This is a genomic window from Desulfuromonas sp. TF (genome assembly GCF_000472285.1).
GTDB lineage: Bacteria > Desulfobacterota > Desulfuromonadia > Desulfuromonadales > ATBO01 > ATBO01.
Map to the genome: position 1 here is coordinate 110,442 of NZ_KI421426.1, position 18,151 is coordinate 128,592.

The 18,151-nt window shown below is 59.9% G+C and carries 18 protein-coding genes, 1 pseudogene and 1 riboswitch; of the genes and pseudogenes, 1 reads left to right on the top strand and 18 read right to left on the bottom strand.

All coding sequences use genetic code 11. From position 1 onward, the window contains the following. From DTF_RS27455 to def, 13 genes and pseudogenes are all read right to left on the bottom strand, one after another. A pseudogene (locus DTF_RS27455) lies at positions 1-309 on the bottom strand (protease HtpX); the annotation flags it as partial. A 495-nt stretch (positions 310-804) separates the two neighbouring features. Next, complete coding sequence (locus DTF_RS24490; protein ID WP_162148669.1) at positions 805-2,055, bottom strand: alginate export family protein; 1,251 nt, start codon at positions 2,053-2,055, stop codon at positions 805-807. A 179-nt stretch (positions 2,056-2,234) separates the two neighbouring features. Further along, positions 2,235-4,088, bottom strand: coding sequence for an amidohydrolase (locus DTF_RS24495; RefSeq protein WP_051361463.1), 1,854 nt, complete (start codon positions 4,086-4,088; stop codon positions 2,235-2,237). A 101-nt stretch (positions 4,089-4,189) separates the two neighbouring features. Then, positions 4,190-4,891, bottom strand: a complete 702-nt coding sequence (locus DTF_RS0118580) for a hydrolase (protein WP_155890881.1) — start codon at positions 4,889-4,891, stop codon at positions 4,190-4,192. A gap of 118 nt (positions 4,892-5,009) precedes the next feature. Then, positions 5,010-5,831 (bottom strand): alpha/beta fold hydrolase, encoded by an 822-nt coding sequence (locus DTF_RS0118585; protein WP_027716540.1) that lies wholly within the window; start codon positions 5,829-5,831, stop codon positions 5,010-5,012. 112 nt (positions 5,832-5,943) lie between these two features. Further along, a riboswitch (cyclic di-GMP riboswitch) is annotated at positions 5,944-6,023 on the bottom strand. 116 nt (positions 6,024-6,139) lie between these two features. Further along, the gene (locus DTF_RS0118595; protein ID WP_027716541.1) at positions 6,140-7,381 is read right to left on the bottom strand and encodes a DUF3365 domain-containing protein; all 1,242 of its coding nucleotides are present in this window, start codon (positions 7,379-7,381) and stop codon (positions 6,140-6,142) included. A gap of 90 nt (positions 7,382-7,471) precedes the next feature. Continuing rightward, the gene (locus DTF_RS0118600; RefSeq protein WP_035058134.1) at positions 7,472-8,035 is read right to left on the bottom strand and encodes a CoA pyrophosphatase; all 564 of its coding nucleotides are present in this window, start codon (positions 8,033-8,035) and stop codon (positions 7,472-7,474) included. Further along, positions 8,035-8,700 (bottom strand): ribulose-phosphate 3-epimerase, encoded by a 666-nt coding sequence (gene rpe / locus DTF_RS0118605; protein WP_027716543.1) that lies wholly within the window; start codon positions 8,698-8,700, stop codon positions 8,035-8,037. The genes DTF_RS0118600 and rpe overlap by 1 nt, the downstream gene beginning before the upstream one ends. A gap of 24 nt (positions 8,701-8,724) precedes the next feature. Continuing rightward, positions 8,725-10,077 carry a 16S rRNA (cytosine(967)-C(5))-methyltransferase RsmB gene (gene rsmB, locus DTF_RS0118610; protein ID WP_027716544.1) on the bottom strand — a complete coding sequence of 451 codons (1,353 nt, stop codon included), beginning with the start codon at positions 10,075-10,077 and terminating at the stop codon, positions 8,725-8,727. A 49-nt stretch (positions 10,078-10,126) separates the two neighbouring features. After that, positions 10,127-10,960 carry a zinc metalloprotease HtpX gene (gene htpX, locus DTF_RS0118615; protein WP_027716545.1) on the bottom strand — a complete coding sequence of 278 codons (834 nt, stop codon included), beginning with the start codon at positions 10,958-10,960 and terminating at the stop codon, positions 10,127-10,129. Between the two features lie 97 nt (positions 10,961-11,057). Continuing rightward, complete coding sequence (locus DTF_RS0118620) at positions 11,058-11,834, bottom strand: DUF116 domain-containing protein (RefSeq protein ID WP_027716546.1); 777 nt, start codon at positions 11,832-11,834, stop codon at positions 11,058-11,060. Next, positions 11,834-12,745, bottom strand: coding sequence for a methionyl-tRNA formyltransferase (gene fmt / locus DTF_RS0118625; RefSeq protein WP_035058218.1), 912 nt, complete (start codon positions 12,743-12,745; stop codon positions 11,834-11,836). Before fmt ends, DTF_RS0118620 begins: the two co-directional genes overlap by 1 nt. A 29-nt stretch (positions 12,746-12,774) precedes the next feature. Then, positions 12,775-13,293 (bottom strand): peptide deformylase, encoded by a 519-nt coding sequence (gene def / locus DTF_RS0118630; RefSeq protein WP_027716548.1) that lies wholly within the window; start codon positions 13,291-13,293, stop codon positions 12,775-12,777. 282 nt (positions 13,294-13,575) lie between these two features. Here def and DTF_RS0118635 point away from each other — a divergent pair, with 282 nt between their 5' ends. Then, positions 13,576-13,854: a hypothetical protein gene (locus DTF_RS0118635; protein WP_027716549.1), complete on the top strand. Its 279-nt coding sequence runs from the start codon at positions 13,576-13,578 to the stop codon at positions 13,852-13,854. Positions 13,855-13,919: 65 nt separating this feature from the next. Here the strand turns inward: DTF_RS0118635 and sucD are convergent, their stop codons facing one another. From sucD to folK, 5 genes are all read right to left on the bottom strand, one after another. Continuing rightward, complete coding sequence (sucD, locus tag DTF_RS0118640; RefSeq protein WP_027716550.1) at positions 13,920-14,792, bottom strand: succinate--CoA ligase subunit alpha; 873 nt, start codon at positions 14,790-14,792, stop codon at positions 13,920-13,922. 86 nt (positions 14,793-14,878) lie between these two features. Further along, the gene (gene sucC / locus DTF_RS0118645; RefSeq protein WP_027716551.1) at positions 14,879-16,054 is read right to left on the bottom strand and encodes an ADP-forming succinate--CoA ligase subunit beta; all 1,176 of its coding nucleotides are present in this window, start codon (positions 16,052-16,054) and stop codon (positions 14,879-14,881) included. 531 nt (positions 16,055-16,585) lie between these two features. Next, the gene (fsa, locus tag DTF_RS0118650; RefSeq protein ID WP_027716552.1) at positions 16,586-17,236 is read right to left on the bottom strand and encodes a fructose-6-phosphate aldolase; all 651 of its coding nucleotides are present in this window, start codon (positions 17,234-17,236) and stop codon (positions 16,586-16,588) included. A 68-nt stretch (positions 17,237-17,304) separates the two neighbouring features. Next, the gene (locus DTF_RS0118655; RefSeq protein ID WP_027716553.1) at positions 17,305-17,556 is read right to left on the bottom strand and encodes a PP0621 family protein; all 252 of its coding nucleotides are present in this window, start codon (positions 17,554-17,556) and stop codon (positions 17,305-17,307) included. Between the two features lie 4 nt (positions 17,557-17,560). Then, positions 17,561-18,058, bottom strand: a complete 498-nt coding sequence (gene folK, locus DTF_RS0118660; protein ID WP_226989421.1) for a 2-amino-4-hydroxy-6-hydroxymethyldihydropteridine diphosphokinase — start codon at positions 18,056-18,058, stop codon at positions 17,561-17,563. Positions 18,059-18,151 lie beyond the last annotated feature (93 nt).

Genomic DNA, 18,151 nt, shown 5'->3' on the forward strand with positions numbered 1-18,151 from the left:
GTTGCGTCCCGTGGCGAATGCGTTTGGACCTTCCGAGGGGATGATGTAGACCTTGGGCATGGGCATGTTCGCCTGCAGGGCGAGGCGTCGGACCATCCCGTAAAAAGAGGGATTCTCTGTTTCGGAGACTTCCCGGGCCTTGTACATCTTGAGGATGATCTTGTCCGAATACCAGTAGGAGAAGAAGTTCATGCCGCACGCCAGACCGAATGCGATGAGCATGCCGGACTGGCCGCCAATGGCGCTGCCCATGGCGACGAGAAGGAGGGTCAGACAGGTGAGAAGGAAGGTGATCTTGAGCAGGTTCATTTCTTTTACCTCCGCGTTTAATTTGCGCATCGGGTAAAAGAAAAGACCTTTACCCGATGCATGGTTGAATGCATGGACAAAGGTCTTGCAAGGCTCGACTTTACGTCGCAGCTCCCGCGTCCGGGTGGCGAGGCCACCGTATTGACGAAGCGCGGGCCGGTAGGTTCCGGATGCTACTCCCCTTTAATTAGCGATAATCTACCCATCTCCTACCGAGATGTCAATGACGAAATCAGGAAGTTAGACCTGGCGTCGCAGCAGAGGTTCCTCTCTCCAAGGACTTACAAGGGTATGCCCGATAAGTTGCATCTGGAGTTATCAGAGGCAACAGAGGGGTCCACCATGGGTGGTCTTACAACGCCTCTGTTTTCAGACCAGTCAAGTCATCCCCCCATTAAGAACTACGCGCTCTGAGAGCGCGTTGGGGCCTTTCGGATCGGCCAGGAAATCCCTTTCAGACTACCTTGAAGGCTGCCAACGACCCTTCAGCAATCCTCAAAAAAGAAAGATCACAGTAAACTCGGTGAAATCTATGTCCTCGGACCGTCCGGTCTCCTTGATGAACGCTTCCGGGAAGAAATGGGTGTAGATCAGGGTCGTTGAAAGCCATCGATTGATCCGCCGTTCGCAATTGAAAGACGCGGCCGCACCAACGTACCGTTCCGAATGGCCACTGCCGGCACGCAGCAGGTTGCCGCTGGGGCCGTAGACCCCATCGTTCCGACTCTGCCGCCAGTAAAAATTGACCTCGCCGGTCAGGGAGATGTCATGGGGGAGGTTCAGAGTCAGAAACGGGTGGACATTGAAGAAGTTTCGCGGTCCGAGCAAGGCCAGTTCGGAGAAGTAGTTGCCGCGGGGGAATAGGGCATTGAAGCTCTCCAGGTCCGGGTCGCCGGGGTCACGATCGCCGCTGGCGATGTTGGCGCTCAGGGCCAGGCGCGGGCGAAGGGGAAGGTCACGCCAGGTGAAACCGGTGGTGGATGCCAGAGTCCAGGCACGGATGTCCCCCCTGCCGAAACGGCCCCATTGGAAAATCCCCTCGGCGTTGAAATCCCATCCCTGCTGTTCGCCCCACCAGCGCAACCCCACGCTGTGTCGGGTTTCGACCCCATCCCCCTGCTCGTACCCGGCCTCCTTGTCCCGAAAACCGAGGTAATAGAGGTCCACGGAGCCCCCGGGCAGAATGAGCGGCGCTCCCACGATATAAAGTCCCCAGAGGGTGCGGCTGTCGTCGGTCTGGTCGTTCAGAATCCCGGTGTCGTCCTCGGCCGGCTTCAGCCACATCGGGCTCCATTGCCAGCCGGCCGTCTTCCCCAGTACCCGGACTCCGTCGAACTTTCGGCGCACGTTCGGCCCTTCCCGCGCGGAAACCAGACGTTCCGAGCCGAGAACCACCTCCTGCCGGCCGCCCCGCAAGACCAAAAGTTCGGGGTTGCCGAGGTCAACGAAGGCATTCTGAACGGTGAGCTTGTTCTCGTCGACCGGGCTGCCCCCTCCGGCGCGGCCGTTTTCCAGGGCGCTTAAAAGCTGGCCGAAAAGTCGCATGTTCTTCCCCAGGTGCAGATCGCCGTGCAAAATGTAGCGCTGCAGAAAAACCCCGCGCTCGTCCTGGGGGTCATCGCCCCAAGCGGGATCGTCGGTGAACTCGTAACGCTCGCGAATTTCGCCGCCGATGCTGAGGTAGGCCCGTCCCGACGGGTCGAGAGGGATGAATTTGAGCGGCCCAAAGATTCCTTCGGGCGGCAAACCTTCCTGCTTGGGCCTCCAATCCTCCTCGTATCGAAGTTTCTGAAACTCGTATTGGCAGCGAGCCGGCACCGGGTAAAGCAGGAGGACGCAAAGAATCGCCAGAAGCCAGTCCTTGGCGCAGTCCCGCGAGACTGGCCGCGGAATTTTCCGAGGCAGATGGCGAGTAGGATCATCCCTCATTTTTCGGACCGGTGCTCTGAGGTCCGATAGTAGCCGCCGAACAACTTCACCGGCGACCAGGCCGGGCTGACCTGCGGCAGCTCGGGGGCAAGCCCGGCGAATTCTTCGGCGCCGTAGACGATGACGCCGCCGGTGACGGTCAGCACCGATTCAATGCCGCGGATCTCCTCCTCTGCGACCGCGAAGTAGTCCTTGTTAAGCAGGGCGAAGTCGGCATACTGGCCGGGGGCGATACGTCCCTTGACGCCCTCCTCCTGCGAGAACCAGGCGCTGCCGATCGTGTAGAGTTCCAGGGCCTCCTCCCGGCTCAGCCGGTTTTCCGCCGAGAGCAAGGGAGTGCCTCCCACCGACCGGCCGGTGACCAGCCAATAGAGGGAGATCCACGGGTTGTAGGTCGAAACCCGGGTGGCGTCGCTGCCGGCGCCGACCGGAATTCCGGCATCGAGCAAGGCCCTGACCGGCGGGGCGTGATCGGCCACCCCGGCGCCGTAACGCTCAATGAAATACTCCCCGGCGAAGGCCATGCGATTCTGGATGGCCACTCCTCCGCCGAGCTTCTTGATCCGCTCCAGATTGGCCTGCTTCAGGGTTTCGGCATGGTCGACGGCCCAGCGGATGCCGACAAAGCCCTTACGTCCGGCCGCGCGCTCCTCGCGGTCGACCTCTTCGAAGACGTCGAGGATGTGACCGATCGATTCGTCGTAGGTGGCGTGGATGCGCAGCGGCCACCCTCTTTCGACCAACAGTTGGGCGACCCTTTTCAGGTCTTCGCGCCACCGCTCGCGGCGGGTGAGGTCCGGCCGGTCCGCGGTGAAGTTCTCGAAATCCCCCGCCGACCAGACGAGGAACTCCCCGGCTCCTTCCAGTTCGTAGCCGTGGTCGAGATGCAGGGCGCCGTCGTGAAACAGGCCGTGGTTCGCCATCCACTCAACGAATTCGCGGTACTCGTTGCCTTTCTGCTGTGGAAAGAGGTAGTAGGAGATGCGCAGCGGCAGGTCAGGACTCCCGGCCAGGAGGGCGGTGCCAGTGTAGTCGACGGGATACTTGTGTCCGCCGCCTCCGGCATCGACCGCCGAAGTCATCCCGAAGCGGTTGAGTTCGCGGAAGAAATGCCGGGTGGAATTGAGCTGGTCTTCCGCTGACAACGGCGGGAGGCTGCCAATGGTCTTGTAAAGGATGGTCGGGTCGGGCTCGGCCAGCAGCCGCCCGGTGAGTCGGCCATCGACCACCTCGTAGCGGCCGCCCGGTGGGGCTTTTTCCTGGGCGTTCTCCACCGTGACGCCGAGGGCCTTGAGCCCGGCCTCGTTGAGAAAGCCCATGCTGTAGAGGTATAGGATGAAGACCGGAGTATCAGGGGCGGCCTGGTTTAACTCCGTCGGGGTCGGCATCCGCTTCTCTTCGAACTGGAAGGGGCTCCAGCCACCGATCACCCGCACCCAATTGCCTTCCGGGGTCCGATCGGCCTGCTCCCGGATCATGTTCAAAGCGATTTGCAGCGACGGCACTCCGTCCCAGCGCACCTCGCTGTTGTAGAAACGGCCACCGCGCACGTAGTGGCCGTGCGAGTCGTTGAGGCCGGGGATCAGCCGCCGTCCTCCGGCGTCCAGAACCCGGGTTTCTTTTCCTCTCAGCTTTTTGGTTTCTTCATCCGTGCCGACGGCGAGGAACTTCCCATCCTTGACGGCCAACGCCGTGGGACTGGGATTTTTCGCGTCCTGGGTGGTGATTTTGGCGTTGAAGACGATCAGGTTCGCCTCGGTCGCGTTCGCCGGATGCGGCCATAGCACCCGCACCATTGCCGACAGAATCAATGCGACTAACGCGAACCACCCTTTTTTTTCGTAAGTCATTTTCCTTATCATGACGGGACCCTCCGGGGAAGCCCAATCGGCCTGAATACAACAGAGGTCCTCATAAATGGCGGCTCCTTCGACCCGACGATGCGCCGGGGCTATTTATGGGTGCCTTCGCTGGCCTTGAACATCTCCTTGGCGTAGATGATCCCCAAGCCGTAGCCGCCGCCTTGCTCCTTGGCGATGCCGGTGACAACGTCGTAGGTTTCGCCGCGCGCCCAGTCGCGCTGCAGCTCCAGCAGATACTGCAGCCAAGTGATGGGATGCGCCCCGGCCTGGGCCATGCGCTTCACGGCCATGTTGTGCGCGTCGTCGCTCACGCCGCCCGAGGCGTCGGTGACGAAATAGACTTCGAACCCCTGGTCAAGAGCCGACAAGACCGGGCCGACCCCGCATACCTCCGTCCAGAGGGCGGCAATCACTACCTTGCCTCGCCCGAACTCGTTGACTTTATCAGTGATTCGCTTGTCCTCCCAGGTGTTCATCGTGGTGCGGTCGATGGGGTTCTGTTCGGGGAAGACGGCTTTGAGCTCGGGAAACATCGGGCCGGAAAAGGATTTTTCCGCCACTGTGGTGAGGATGGTCGGTACCTTGAAAGCCTTGGCTGCCTTGGCCAGGCCTGTGACGTTGTTGCGCAGTTCCACAATGTCGATGGACTTGGTGGCAAAAGCCATCTGCGGCTGGTGGTCGATCAGGATCAGGATGTGGTTAGTCGGGTCAAGCAGACTTTTTCCCGGGGTCGGGGCGGCCTTGGGGGCCGCAAAGGCCGCCGAGGCCAGAGCGAAAACAAAGACTGCCATGATGGCGCTAGCGATTTGAACCGATTTCATGGTGTGTCTCCTCTTAGCTTGGGTAAGGTCGAAAAGAGGGAATTCCACTTCCTCCATGCCTTGGGGACGAGACCTTTCTCCTGGTCACCTATCCCTTGAAGAACGCCAGCAGTTCGGCGTTGACCGCGTCCTTCTGGGTGGTACACAGGCCGTGCGACCCGCCCTTGTAGACCTTGAGCTGCGCGTTCCTGACCAGCTTGGCGGACAGCATAGCCGAGTCAGCGATCGGCACGATCTGGTCGTCGTCGCCATGAATTATCAGGGTCGGCACGTCGATTTTCTTCAGATCCTCGGTCTGATCCGTCTCCGAAAAGGCCTTGATGCAAAAGTAAGCTGCCGGGAAGCCGGCCATCATCCCCTGGAGCCAGAAGAACTCCCGTACTCCTTCCGAGATCTTGGCTCCAGGCCGGTTGTAGCCGTAGAAGGGGATGCTCAGATCCTTGAAGAATTTCGAGCGGTCGGCAAGGACATTGGCGCGGATCTCATCGAAGACTTCCATCGGCAAGCCGCCCGGATTGGCGGCTGTCTTCAGCATCAGCGGCGGCACTGCGCCGATCAGCACGGCCTTGGCCGCACGCTTCGTGCCGTGGCGGCCGATGTAGCGGGCCACTTCGCCGCCGCCTGTGGAGTGGCCGACATGAATGGCGTTCTTCAAGTCGAGCGTTTCGACGAGTTCTGCGAGGTCATCGGCATATGTGTCCATGTCGTTGCCGTTCCAGGGTTGACTCGACCGCCCATGGCCGCGGCGGTCATGGGCGATGCAGCGATATCCGCGCGAGGCGAGAAAGAACATCTGGTCTTCCCAGGCGTCCGCCGAGAGCGGCCATCCATGGCTGAAGACGACGGGCTGTCCCGTCCCCCAGTCCTTGTAATAGATATGAGAACCGTCCTTGGTCGTGATCGTTGGCATGGCATGGTCTCCTTTTCCTTTAACTCGCCACGAGGTCAGTCCCCCACGGGGAGGGTATCGTGTGGAACTTCCCAAAAACAAAGACCGGGCCACCGTTCAGGATTCTTCATCCTTCGGCAGCTCGGCCGTCTTCGTCTTCTGAGACCCGTGGCTTTCCGGCCCCGCCTCACGGCAGGTTTGGCTTTATCGGGACAACAATCTTTTTACAACCTCACTATATGCCTGTTTTTCGACCCGTCAAGTCATCCTCCGAGGGGAAGGCTGTGCCGGTGGGACTCAGCCAAGAGTTCCCCATAGATATAGGGCGTTCAGCTCTGTTCCCTTTCCCTGAGAATCGCCGTATAGAAGAGATGACCGTCAGATTCGGCCACTGACATGGACAGCTCCAGATCGAAGCGAGCGCCGTCGCGCCGCCGGCCCGGTATCTTGTGGATCTTGCGCATCAGCTCTGCGGCGTTTTTCTCGAGGTAACTTTCGATGGAAACTTCGCGAATGGATGCGCAGTCTTCATGGATCAGGCGTTCTATGGAAACGCCGATAATTTCCATCTTGCTGAAGCCGAACATCCGTTCTGCCTGGCGATTGAACATGATGATCTGGCCGTTGCTCAGAAAGGCGACGATCCCGTCGCGGGCCGTTTCGGTCAGGAGCCGGAAGCGCTTTTCCGACTCTTCGAGATGTTCGGTCTTCTCCTGAAGGTTATCGATCATCTCGTTGAAACCGTCGATCAGGATTCCGATTTCGTCACCGCCGCGCCTGGGGATTTTTTCCTCGAACCTGCCGGTGTGCATGACCTCGCGGACTGCACCGCCCAACTGGTTCAGTGGCTGGGTGATGGCGATCCGGGTCAGCAGCCCGAGGCAGGTGATCAGGGCGAGGAAAATACCTCCCGTATAGAGGATATCGTTGCGCAGGTTGGCATAGATCTGCCGAGAGAGCTTGTCCATGGGGATGGTCACCGAAGCGGCCCCGATGATCTCCCCGATCCGGTAGTTGTAGGCCTGATCCCTATCCTGGGGAAAAAGCTCCTTAATGTAGTCCGGTGCGGCGGCGGGGTCGCCGTGACACTCCAGGCAGCTCTCCTCGGCCCGGAAGGGCTGCAGATAACGAAATACCCGTTCCCCCTGCAGTGTGGAGATCTGGAAGGCTTCTCTCAGGTAGGGACTGCCGTAAAACCTCTGCAGCATTGCCGCCTCGAAAACGTCCGGAGCATTCTTCGGATTGCGATAGCGGTCGGAGATCTGGCGGATGCGGTAGTCGAGGTCTTCGGCCACCAGTTCGCCGATGCGGGTGGAGGCCACCACGGGAATCAGCCCGTAGCGGCCGTGGGAAAGCTCCACATCGCCGATCTGCAGCTGTCTGGAAAGGTATTCCCTGGCCTGGATGGCCTCGGAGGCTATGATCCGCGCCTTTTCCACCGATTCTTCGAGAATGAAGGCCTTCTGCTGATGGTAGTTGAGAAATGTGGAAAGGGCAAAGAAAGAGAGCAGGATGCCCGCAACGATGATATTGACCTTGGCGAGCAGTCCGAGATTGCGAAAAGAAATCATAGAAGGCCTCTTGAATCGGTGAGATAAGCCTTTAAAGCTTACCGGCTGGAAAGGCCACATGCAAGTTTCGGCGGGGATTTCCCGCTGAAATCAGATATAACCGATACGCTTGAGAAACTGCCTGAGGATGGCCGCGGTCAACCCCCAGATCTCATGCCCAGCCACGGTGTAGAAATGAACCGGGTGGACCCGGCCCCTGTGGCGCCAGTTTTCCTTGCGCCAGATGGCCGGGTCGCGCAGGACGGACAGGGGTGCTTCGATGACTTCGGCAATCTCCGCTGCGTTGACGCGGCAGGAATAGGGATAGGGAAAGGCCCCCACGAAGGGAGTGACCCGGTAACCGGCGATGGAGACGAAATCGTCCAGTTGCCCGAGAACGGTGATATCGGCCGGGCGGATGCCCATTTCCTCCTCTGTCTCCCTCAGTGCGGTCTGGAGCAGGTCGGCATCTTCGGCATGACGTCCCCCGCCGGGGAAGGAGATTTCTCCCCGGTGGTGCTTCATCAGTTCGGTCCGGCGGGTGAAGAGAAGATGGTCCTCTCCGTCCCTGATAAAGAGCGGGACCAGAACGGCGGCGGGTCGAAGCTCGCCCAGGGCGATACCGCGGGCGGGATTTCGGGTGAGGGCGGTTTTGACGAAAGCAAGATCGAGCATCACACCTTTATGCTGACGGCATTCTCTTTGAGTCTTGCAATAGTGGCGGCGTAATCGGCCTCGCCGAAAACGGCGCTGCCGGCGACAAAGACATCGGCTCCGGCACCGGCGATCAGGCCGATGTTGTCGGTCTTCACCCCTCCGTCAACCTCCAGTTCCACCGGCAGTCCGCGCCGGTCGATCTGGCGGCGCAGTTCCTCGATTTTTGGCAGACAGGCGGGGATGAACCCCTGCCCGCCGAAACCCGGGTTGACGCTCATGATCAGAACCAGGTCCAGTTCTTCCAGAATAACGTCCAGGGTGGAAACCGGTGTGGCGGGATTGATGGAGACTCCGGCTCTTTTGCCCAGACTGCGGATCAACTGAACCGTGCGGTGCAGGTGGGGGACGGCTTCCTGGTGAACGGTGACGATGTCGGCGCCCGCTTTGACGAAATCGGGGATGTATCGGTCCGGATTCTCGATCATGAGGTGGACGTCGAGGGGCAGATCCGTCACCCGCCGCACGGCGTCGACCACCAGGGGACCGATGGTGATGTTGGGGACGAAGTGGCCGTCCATGACGTCGATGTGAACATAGTCGGCTCCGCCTCTTTCGATGGCGCGGATTTCATCTCCGAGGCGGGAGAAATCCGCCGACAGGATGGAGGGGGCGATCTTGATCATGGGCTGGCTCCTATGATTTATTGTTCAATCCCGCCGCCTGAAACGGCAGGCGAAAAAGGCATCCATGCCACCGTGGTGGTGAGGAAAAGTACGCAGGGCGCCCTGCCCGTCAAAAAGTTCCCGCCAATGGGGAAAGTCGGAGCGGAGATCCTCGGGAGTGAAATCGTCGTGCTTCCTCAGGAATGCTTCGACGACTCCGGTCGTCTCCTCCGGCGTCAGGGTGCACAGGGAGTAGAGCAGGACGCCGCCCGGGCGAACCAGGGGGGCGACATTTTCCAGGATGATTTTCTGCAGAGCTGCCATCCGACGGATTTCGTCTTTCGTCCGCCGCCAGCGTATTTCGGGGTTGCGCCGCAGCACCCCCAGGCCGCTGCAGGGGGCATCCACCAGCACCCGGTCGAAAGAATCCGGCTGCAGGAAATCGGGAGGTCGGGTCAGATCCCAGGGGCGGGCATCGATCTGTTCGCAGCCGAGACGCTCGGCTCCTTCATCGATCAGCCGAACCCTCTGGGGGTGGAGATCGAGGGCCAGCACTGAGGCTTCGTTCTGCACCAGAGCTGCGATATGTGTCGTCTTGCCCCCGGGAGCGGCGCAGGCGTCCAGGAGTTTCTCTCCCTTCTGCGGGGCCAGCAGGTGAGCGATGAGCATGCTCGCCTCGTCCTGCACCTGATACCAGCCCTCGGCCGCCCCGGGGAGGGGCCCCCCGCCTCTGCCGGTGAGGACGACCCCTTCGGGAGCATAGAGGGTGGGAACGGCCTGATGCCCCACCTCGCGGAGGCGCCCCAGGTATTCTTCCCGGCTGATTTTCAGGGTATTGACCCGCAGAGTAAAAGGAGGAGCCGCACAGAGTGCTTCAGCCACGGCCAGGGCGGACTCCCTTCCCATCTCCTCCAGCCACTCCCTGGCCAGCCACCTGGGCAGGGAAAGGACGTGTTCCAGATATTCCCGGGGAGAAGCGTCTGGATCGGGCCAAGCGATCTCGTTTCGGCCGCGCACCAGGGAGCGCAGGATGCCGTTGATAAAGCCGGTGGCCCGCGCCAATCCTTCCTGGCGGGCCAGTTTGACCGTCTCATCGACGGCGGCGCTGTCCGGCACCCGATCGAGAGAAAGGACCTGATAGGCCCCGAGGCGAAGCAGGATGAGAACCCTGGGTTCGACCTTCGCCAGCGGCTTGAGGCAGAACCGGGAGAGGGCGAAATCGATCCGCCCCCGCTGGCGCAGCACCCCGTAGACCAGCTCGGTGGCCAGGCCCCGGTCCCGGGGGTCCATGGACGGCGCCCTGGACAGGGCCGTATCGAGGGTCAGGTCGGCAAAAGCCCCCTCCTCCACCCGGCAGAGAACAGCAAAAGCGACCTGGCGCGGGTCGGAAATTTTCAATGGAAATCCTTTGGAAGCGGCCGGGTTGGGCCCGTACCTTTAACCTGCCCTATCCGATCGTCATGCTCTCCAGCCGGCGGACTCGTTCCTCCACCGGCGGATGGGTGGAGAAGAGCGATTTAAGGCCGCCCTTGCCCCGCAGGGGATTGACGATGAACATGTGGGCGGTCGCCTCATTCACCTTCGGCATCGGGCTCCGACTATTGGCTGCTTCCAGCTTGCGCAGGGCGCTGGCCAGATAGAAGGGGTTGCCGCAGAGCTTTGCCCCCCCTTTGTCCGCCTCGTATTCGCGGGAGCGGGAGATGGCCATCTGCACCAGCATGGCGGCAATGGGCGCCAGGATCATCATGGCGATCATGGCGATCGGGTTGCTGTCCTCGTCGTCCCTGCCGCCGAAGATCATCGCCCACTGAGCCATATGCGCCATGTAGGAGATGGCGCCGGCAATGGTGGCGGCGATGGAGCCGATGAGGATGTCGCGGTTGCCGACGTGGCTCATTTCGTGGGCCATGACTCCCATCAGCTCTTCGCGACTCAGGATCTGGAGTATTCCTTCCGTTGCGGCTACGGCCGCATGTTTCGGGTTGCGGCCGGTGGCAAAGGCGTTCGGTGTCGGCTGGGGAAGGATGTAGACCTTGGGCATCGGCAGGCCGCCTCGCAGGCACAGTTCCCGAACCACATCGTAGAGGGCTCCCTCCGTCACCTCCCGGCCCCTGTACATCTTGATCACGATCTTGTCGGAAAACCAGTAGGAGCCGAGATTCATGACGCCGGCCATGATCAAGGCGATGAGAGCTCCTCCGCGGCCTCCAAGAGCCCCGCCGGCTCCGACCAGGACCAGAGTGAGGAGGGTCATCAGAAATACGGTTCGCAGAGTGTTCATAGTTGAAAAATCCCCTTGTTTATAAATGAAGTCTGAACCGGCGGAAGCCGGACCTTATACATCAATATAAAGAGCGGCCGGTGGAAAATCAAGGGAATCAGGCGATGACGTAATCGTTCAACGCCCTCTCCACTTCGGCGAGGATGATGTGCGTGTTGAAGCAGGGGCCGTGCGGCCGGTGGTTGAGAATGCCGATCACCGGCAGGGGATAGGCATCCCGAATCCCCGAGGTGAGATCCCGCTCGCAGGCCACGGCAATGATGATCCCCGGGCGCTTCTCTACGATGATCTTGCGCGCCAGGGTGCCGCCCGTGGCCACGGCGATGTCGATGCCGCGGTCTCTGGCGAGCTCCGCCAGCCCGCTGATATCGCACTGGCCGCACCGGACGCACTTGTCCACGTCACCGGTGATCTTGATGGCGCAGTCGAAAAGCTGGATGCAGTGAGGGAGGAGGATCAGGGCTTTCTTGGGGGAGACCCTGAGTTTTTTCGCGGCAACCAGCTGGTTGTTCAGGGCGATGAAAGACTGCTGCAGGGTATCGCGGTTGACCCCCACCAGCCTTCCTATGCCGATGATGGCCGGAAACAGGTAGCGGATGACGATCCCCCGAAGCCGCTGCGAAAAAAAGAGATCCCTGCCGCTGGCCAGGGTAAGGATGAGGACCAGAAGGCCGCCGACGACGACCAGAGAGAGTCCGGCCAGAACCACCCCGAAGATCACCGGCAGGAGGGGGTGAATGGTGTTGAGACCGACGCTGGGAACCCACCACAGCAGAAAGGCCAGAACCAGCACCAGGGTGCAGGCGGCGGACAGCAGGCCGATAAAAAGCCGCTTGCGCGGCTGATATTTCTCTTCGGAAGAAGCAGACGACATCATGACTCCAGGCGCGTTCCGGGGGACAGAGGTCGACCACGGAGAAATTCGGAGGCAGGCAGGCGCCTCTTTCCGGGGAGCTGCAGCTCACGCACCCGCAGGACCCCTTCGCCGCAGGCGATGCAGACCCCCTCGGGTCCGGCCGAAAGGAGCGTCCCGGCCTCTCCCTCTCCCGGCTCGGGGAGAGTGCGGGCGATTTTGAGCACCTCTCCACCCAGATGCGTGTAGGCGCCCGGCCAGGGATCGAGCCCTCTCACCAGATTGTGGATTTCGCCGGCGCTTTTGTTCCAGTCTATGCGCCCGTCCTCTTTCTTCAGCATCGGAGCATAGCAGCTCCGGGCGTCATCCTGCGGCTCGGCTTCGAGAGTGCCGGCGCACAACCGGGCCAGAGTCTCCTCCATCGCCTGGCGCCCGAGAAGGGACAGGCGGTCATGCAGTTCTCCCGCCGTCTCTTCGAAACCGATGGGAGTCGAATGCCTGATCAGCATGTCGCCTGTATCGAGCCCCACGTCCATGAGCATGGTGGTGACCCCCGTCACTTCTTCCCCGTCCATCACTGCCTTGTTGATCGGGGCCGCTCCCCGATAGCGGGGGAGGAGGGAGGCATGGACATTGATGCAGCCGTAGCGGGGAATCTCCAGCACGCTTTTGGGAAGGATCTGTCCGTAGGCCACCACCACAATCAGATCGGGGGAAATTCTCTTCAGCTCCGCGACAACGGCGGGATCGCGCAGTTTGAGGGGCTGGTGCACGGGAATGCCGCGGCTCTGCGCCAGAATCTTTACTGGCGGCAGGGCCACCTGCTTCCCCCGTCCCTTGGGACGATCGGGCTGGGTGTAGACGGCCTGCAGGTCAACCCCTGACTCGATCAGGCCCTCCAGGGTGGGAAGGGCGAACTCCGGGGTCCCCATGAAGACGGTGCGGATCTCTTTCGGCGCGATCACATCTGCTCCTGCTGCTGGTCCATGAGCTTTTTGTATTTTTTGCGGAAGATCGACTTCTTCAGGGGAGAGAGATGATCGATGAAGAGTATACCGTCCAGATGGTCAATCTCGTGCTGGAAAGCAATGGCCAGAAGCCCTTCAGCCTCCAGCTCCACCGTTTTCCCGTCCAGATCCTGGTGGCGCACCGTGACCCGCGCGCTGCGCGGAACCTTCGCATAATAGGCGGGAACCGACAGGCACCCCTCCTCCTCGAAGACCTCTCCCTCCCGGGCCACGATCTCGGGATTGACGATCTTCATAAGGCGGGGCTCTTCACCCTTGGGAGAGCAGTCGATCACCACCATCCGCTGTGAAATCCCCACCTGGGGCGCAGCAAGACCCACACCTGGCGCCGCGTACATGGTCTCCGCCATATCGTCAGCCAGCTTCTTGAGTTCCTCATCGAAACGGGTCACCGGCGCCGACTTTTTCTTCAGAATCGGCTCAGGGTAGTGAAGTATGCGCAGAATAGCCATTTATGGTGCATGTCCTTGTCAGAAAGTAAAAACGGCACACTCCCGGCACGGCATTGGCCACCGGCCTCAACATATTTTCTCATGATAAAGGGAGCGGATCGCCAAGTCAACAGCAACGGCACTCACCTTCCGGTGGAGCGGGATGCGAACACATTGCCTGGGATTACTTGCGCTGACGAAATAATGGGATAGAATAAACCACAAAGGTACTTTTTTACCTCATGCGACACGGGCCGGGAATCAGGGTCTATCACGGAGACATCGTGATCGAAAGGAGCAAGAATGAAAAAGCTCGGGGAAGGAGTGGGTAATGGAATCGAGGGACATTCCGAGGAGGACATCACCATGGCGTGGCACGAACTCTCCCGTCTCGGACTCCCCTACCGATACGGCGGCAGAGCAATGGACGGACGCTTCGAATTTCTGATCGTCCACCCCCTGACCGGCGCGACGATTACCAGCGGCAGGGGCAGAACAGTCATTCAGGCCATGGCTGAAGCGGCTCTGGCGGGGAAAAGAATGATCCTGGAAAACGGAAGGGGGATCCTACCGACTTTATGAACCCCGAAGGGCCTTCAATTCAGGCCCTTCGGGAGAGAGAACAGATCCGCCCGGTGCTGACGGAATCAGGGGGTGTAAATTTTCAACAGGGCTTCCGCCATTTCCGCGGGACTGGCGGCGACGCTGATGCCGCACTCCTCGAGGGCGGCCACCTTCTCTGCCGCGGTCCCCTTGCCGCCCGAAATGATCGCGCCGGCATGACCCATGCGCTTGCCGGGGGGAGCAGTGCGCCCGGCGATGAACGCCGCCACCGGTTTGCTCATGTGCTCCTTGGCATAGCAGCCGGCCTCTTCCTCGGCCGTCCCGCCGATCTCGCCGATCATGATCACCGCCTCGGTCCCCGGGTCCTTCTCGAATAGATCGAGGCAGTCGATGAAGTTGGTTCCGTTGACCGGATCCCCCCCGATACCGACGCAGGTCGACTGCCCGATGCCGCGGGTGGTGAGCTGCCAGACCGCCTCGTAGGTCAGGGTGCCGCTGCGCGAGATGATCCCCACTTTCCCCGGCTTGTGGATGTAGCCGGGCATGATGCCGATCTTGCACTCCCCGGGAGTGATCACCCCGGGACAGTTGGGACCGATCAGGCGGCTCTTTTTGCCTTTCATGAAATGCTTGACCTTGACCATGTCGAGAACCGGTATCCCCTCGGTGATGCAGCAGATCAGCTCGATGCCGGCGTCGACCGCCTCCATGATGGCGTCGGCGGCATAGGGGGGCGGAACGTAGATGACCGAGGCGTCGGCGCCGGTCTCCCGGACGGCGTCCTCGACGGTGTCGAAGACGGGAAAACCGTCGATGGTGGTGCCCCCCTTGCCGGGAGTCACTCCGCCGACCATCTGCGTGCCGTAGTCCCTTGCCCCCTGGGCGTGGAAGAGTCCGGTGGCGCCGGTGATCCCCTGAGTGATGACTTTCGTATCTTTATTGACGAGAATGCTCATTGATGTTCTCCCTCAAAAAAAGGTTAAAGGCAAAAGGTTAAAGGCTCTAGGCAATGCATCGATGGCTTACCTTTTTCCTTTCACCTTTATCCTTTCTCCTGATTCTGAACAGCTCTGACGATTTTTTGCGCCGCGTCGGCCATGCCGTCGGCGGCGACGATGTTGAGGCCGCTCTCGGCCAGCATCTTCTTCCCCTTCTCGACGTTGGTCCCCTCAAGGCGCACCACCAGCGGCACTTCGAGGCCAACCTGCCGGGCTGCTTCGATGACCCCCGTGGCGATGACATCGCACTTCATGATGCCGCCGAAGATATTGACCAGAATCCCTTCGACCTTTTCATCGGAGAGTATTATTTTGAAGGCCTCGGTGACCCGCTCGATGGTGGCACCGCCACCGACGTCGAGAAAGTTGGCCGGCTTGCCGCCGCAGTGCTTGATGATGTCCATGGTGGCCATGGCCAGACCGGCGCCGTTGACGAGACAGCCGATGTTGCCGTCGAGAGCGATATAGGAAAGGTCGTATTGGGAGGCTTCGATCTCGTTGTGGTCCTCTTCGTCATAGTCGCGCATGTCGCGGATCAGCCGGTGGCGGAAGAGGGCGTTGTCGTCGAAGTTGAGCTTGGCATCGATGGCCAGCAGGTCCCCTTCGGCGGTGACCACAAGGGGATTGATCTCAAGCAGGGAGCAATCGTAACCGACGAAAGCTTCGTAGAGGCCGATGAGCAACTTGACCGCCTGCCCCACCTGCTTACCTTCGAGGCCGAGCTTGAAGGCGAGCTTTCGGCACTGGAAGGGGAGGAGGCCGACCAGAGGGTCGATCGGCTCCTTGAGGATCTTCTCCGGGGTTTTTTCGGCGACCTCCTCGATGTCCATTCCCCCTTCAGTGGAGGCCATCAGGGTGACTTTGGAGGTGGCGCGGTCGACCAGCAAACTGATGTAGAGTTCGTTGGCGATGTTGCACCCCTTCTCCACCAGAACGCGCTTGACCAGCTTTCCCTCGGGGCCGGTCTGATGGGTGACAAGGGTCATGCCGATCATCTCGCGGGCGAAATCCCGCACCTGGTCAGGGGTCCTGGCGAGCTTCACCCCGCCCCCCTTGCCTCGACCGCCGGCATGGATCTGTGCCTTTACGACCCAGGGCCCCTCGCCGATGCGCTTGGCCCAGTCGCGGGCGCTGGCGCTGTTGTAGCAGACATGGCCGTCGGGAACGGCCACTCCGTACTTTCTGAGAATCTCCTTGGCCTGGTACTCGTGAATGTTCATCGTCTCCTCGTCAACTGGAATGATTGATATGTCCCGGGAACGATTCTCTGCAGCCGCCCTGACCGCTCACATCCCAGAACCGTATTTCCAATAGCAATCGGGGTGCCAAAGGGCTATGACCCGAAAAGCTGCCTTTCTTCATGCGGTTAGCGGAACCAGTTAAAATCGGTCAAAGCCGCGCATTGGTCACGACCCGCCTTTTTCGGCGGAAAAACATAGAGCCCCCTGGTTTTTATCATGACTAAAACAGAATGAAGATAATGGCGATTTGGCCCTACCAAAACAATCGTCCTGAATTTCAAGCTTAATATCTGGACTTTATCTCTTGAATATCCCGTATACGTTAGCGATATGCGTGTCCATTGTCAAGTGGCCTTACCAATATTTTTTACCGTCACTACACGTAAAAAACCGTCGCTTAAAAAATAAAAAGGCCTGGCCGACTTCTCCGTAGAATTGTAACAGAGGGGGCCGGCCAGGCCACGGATCTCGCTAATTTTTCGGCGGCGGGCAACGCCCGACGCATTCATTTTATCCTTTGTTTACCTTCTCCCAATCTGCCAGAAATTTTTCGATACCAATATCGGTCAGAGGATGTTTTTCCAGCTGCATCATCACCGAAAAGGGAATGGTGCAGATGTCGGCGGCGATCAGTGCCGCATTGAGTACATGCAAGGGGCTGCGCACCGAAGCCACGATGATTTCTGTCTCGTAGCCGTAATTGTCGAAGATGGTGCGGATCTGCTCGACCCCCTCCATACCGGAATGGCCGATGTCGTCCAGTCGGCCAATAAAAGGAGAGACGTAAGTCGCACCGGCCTTGGCGGCAAGCAATGCCTGGAGAGGGGAGAAGATCAAGGTGACATTGGTCTTGATTCCTTCCCGGGAAAAGACATGCACCGCCTTGAGCCCTTCGTCGGTCATCGGCACCTTGATGACGATATTCTTCGGATTGATCTTGGCCAGCTCCTGCCCTTCCCTGACCATCTCCTCGGCATTGAGGGAAATCACCTCGGCCGAAATGGGTCCATCGATGATCTCGGTGATCTCATTGAGGACTTCCCTGAAATCGCGGCCGCTTTTGGCGATCAGCGAGGGGTTGGTGGTGACGCCGTCCACCAGGCCCAGAGCGTTGGCCTTGCGGATTTCAGAAACTTCGGCGGTGTCGATGAAGAATTTCATGTGGTGCTCCTTTACCGGGATTGTTGATCGAACCCAAAAGATTTAAGCTTCATTTGATTTTTATGAAATCATCCCTTTTTTCCAGTGAAAATATCCCGGCACTTGGCCGAGCAGAAAAAGTGCTTTTCCCCTTTGATTGACTTCTCCAGCGCCATGCTGCGGGGCACAAAGGTGCCGCACTGTGAATCACGGACCATTTCCTCTCCCTCGCGGGATTTGTCTTTGGGCAGAGTCTTCCGGCCGGGGAGGGAGCGGACGAAGGCATTATAGGCGGTGTAGGCCAGAAAGAAAAGAAGAGCCAGAAGAAGCAGACGGATCATCGGTTCACCAGTTCTCGAGAAATCGGGTCACGCCGTCACCCGGAGGCAGGTCGGCCAGAAGCTCGCATACGGTCCGTCCCAGCAGGGGATGAAGCAGGTTCGGGGCGAGGTCCCGCAGCGGCGTCAGAACGAACTGCCTTAAATGCATTCGCGGATGGGGAATGACGAGGTCCGGTTCGCAGCGCGTCTCCTCTCCCCAGAAGAGGAGATCGACATCCAGGGTCCGGGCGCTCCACCGCTCCTCCCGCTGCCGATCGAAGCATCTTTCCACCTCCAGGCAGCGCTGCAGCAAATCTTGGGCAGACAGTTCCGTTTCCACCTCGAGAACAGCATTCAGATAAAGGCCCTGGCCCTCCGGGCCTCCCACCGGTTCGGTCAGGTAAAGGGGGGACCAGGCCGTCACCCGGACACCCGGAGCGGCACTCAGAGTTCGGCGCGCTCCCTTGAGGATTTCCTCACGGTCTCCGAGATTGGAACCCAGGGCCAGATAAGCCGTAATCATCCTTAATGCCTTTGCAAAAACTCATAGAATGGCTAAGCAAAAATTTCGTCCTACAAGGCCTGGTGTTTTTTCAAGAGCGAAGGCATACATCAG

Coding starts and splice junctions, on each gene's coding strand:
- sucC (WP_027716551.1), bottom strand. CDS start 16,054: ATGAACATTCACGAGTACCAGGCCAAGGAGATTCTCAGAAAGTACGGA.
- sucD (WP_027716550.1), bottom strand. CDS start 14,792: ATGAGCATTCTCGTCAATAAAGATACGAAAGTCATCACTCAGGGGATC.
- htpX (WP_027716545.1), bottom strand. CDS start 10,960: ATGAACACTCTGCGAACCGTATTTCTGATGACCCTCCTCACTCTGGTC.
- def (WP_027716548.1), bottom strand. CDS start 13,293: ATGGCTATTCTGCGCATACTTCACTACCCTGAGCCGATTCTGAAGAAA.
- DTF_RS0118595 (WP_027716541.1), bottom strand. CDS start 7,381: ATGATTTCTTTTCGCAATCTCGGACTGCTCGCCAAGGTCAATATCATC.
- folK (WP_226989421.1), bottom strand. CDS start 18,058: ATGATTACGGCTTATCTGGCCCTGGGTTCCAATCTCGGAGACCGTGAG.
- DTF_RS0118635 (WP_027716549.1), top strand. CDS start 13,576: ATGAAAAAGCTCGGGGAAGGAGTGGGTAATGGAATCGAGGGACATTCC.
- DTF_RS24495 (WP_051361463.1), bottom strand. CDS start 4,088: ATGACTTACGAAAAAAAAGGGTGGTTCGCGTTAGTCGCATTGATTCTG.
- DTF_RS0118655 (WP_027716553.1), bottom strand. CDS start 17,556: ATGATCCGTCTGCTTCTTCTGGCTCTTCTTTTCTTTCTGGCCTACACC.
- rpe (WP_027716543.1), bottom strand. CDS start 8,700: ATGATCAAGATCGCCCCCTCCATCCTGTCGGCGGATTTCTCCCGCCTC.
- DTF_RS0118620 (WP_027716546.1), bottom strand. CDS start 11,834: ATGTCGTCTGCTTCTTCCGAAGAGAAATATCAGCCGCGCAAGCGGCTT.
- DTF_RS0118600 (WP_035058134.1), bottom strand. CDS start 8,035: ATGCTCGATCTTGCTTTCGTCAAAACCGCCCTCACCCGAAATCCCGCC.
- fmt (WP_035058218.1), bottom strand. CDS start 12,745: ATGGGGACCCCGGAGTTCGCCCTTCCCACCCTGGAGGGCCTGATCGAG.
- fsa (WP_027716552.1), bottom strand. CDS start 17,236: ATGAAATTCTTCATCGACACCGCCGAAGTTTCTGAAATCCGCAAGGCC.
- DTF_RS0118580 (WP_155890881.1), bottom strand. CDS start 4,891: ATGGCAGTCTTTGTTTTCGCTCTGGCCTCGGCGGCCTTTGCGGCCCCC.
- DTF_RS0118585 (WP_027716540.1), bottom strand. CDS start 5,831: ATGCCAACGATCACGACCAAGGACGGTTCTCATATCTATTACAAGGAC.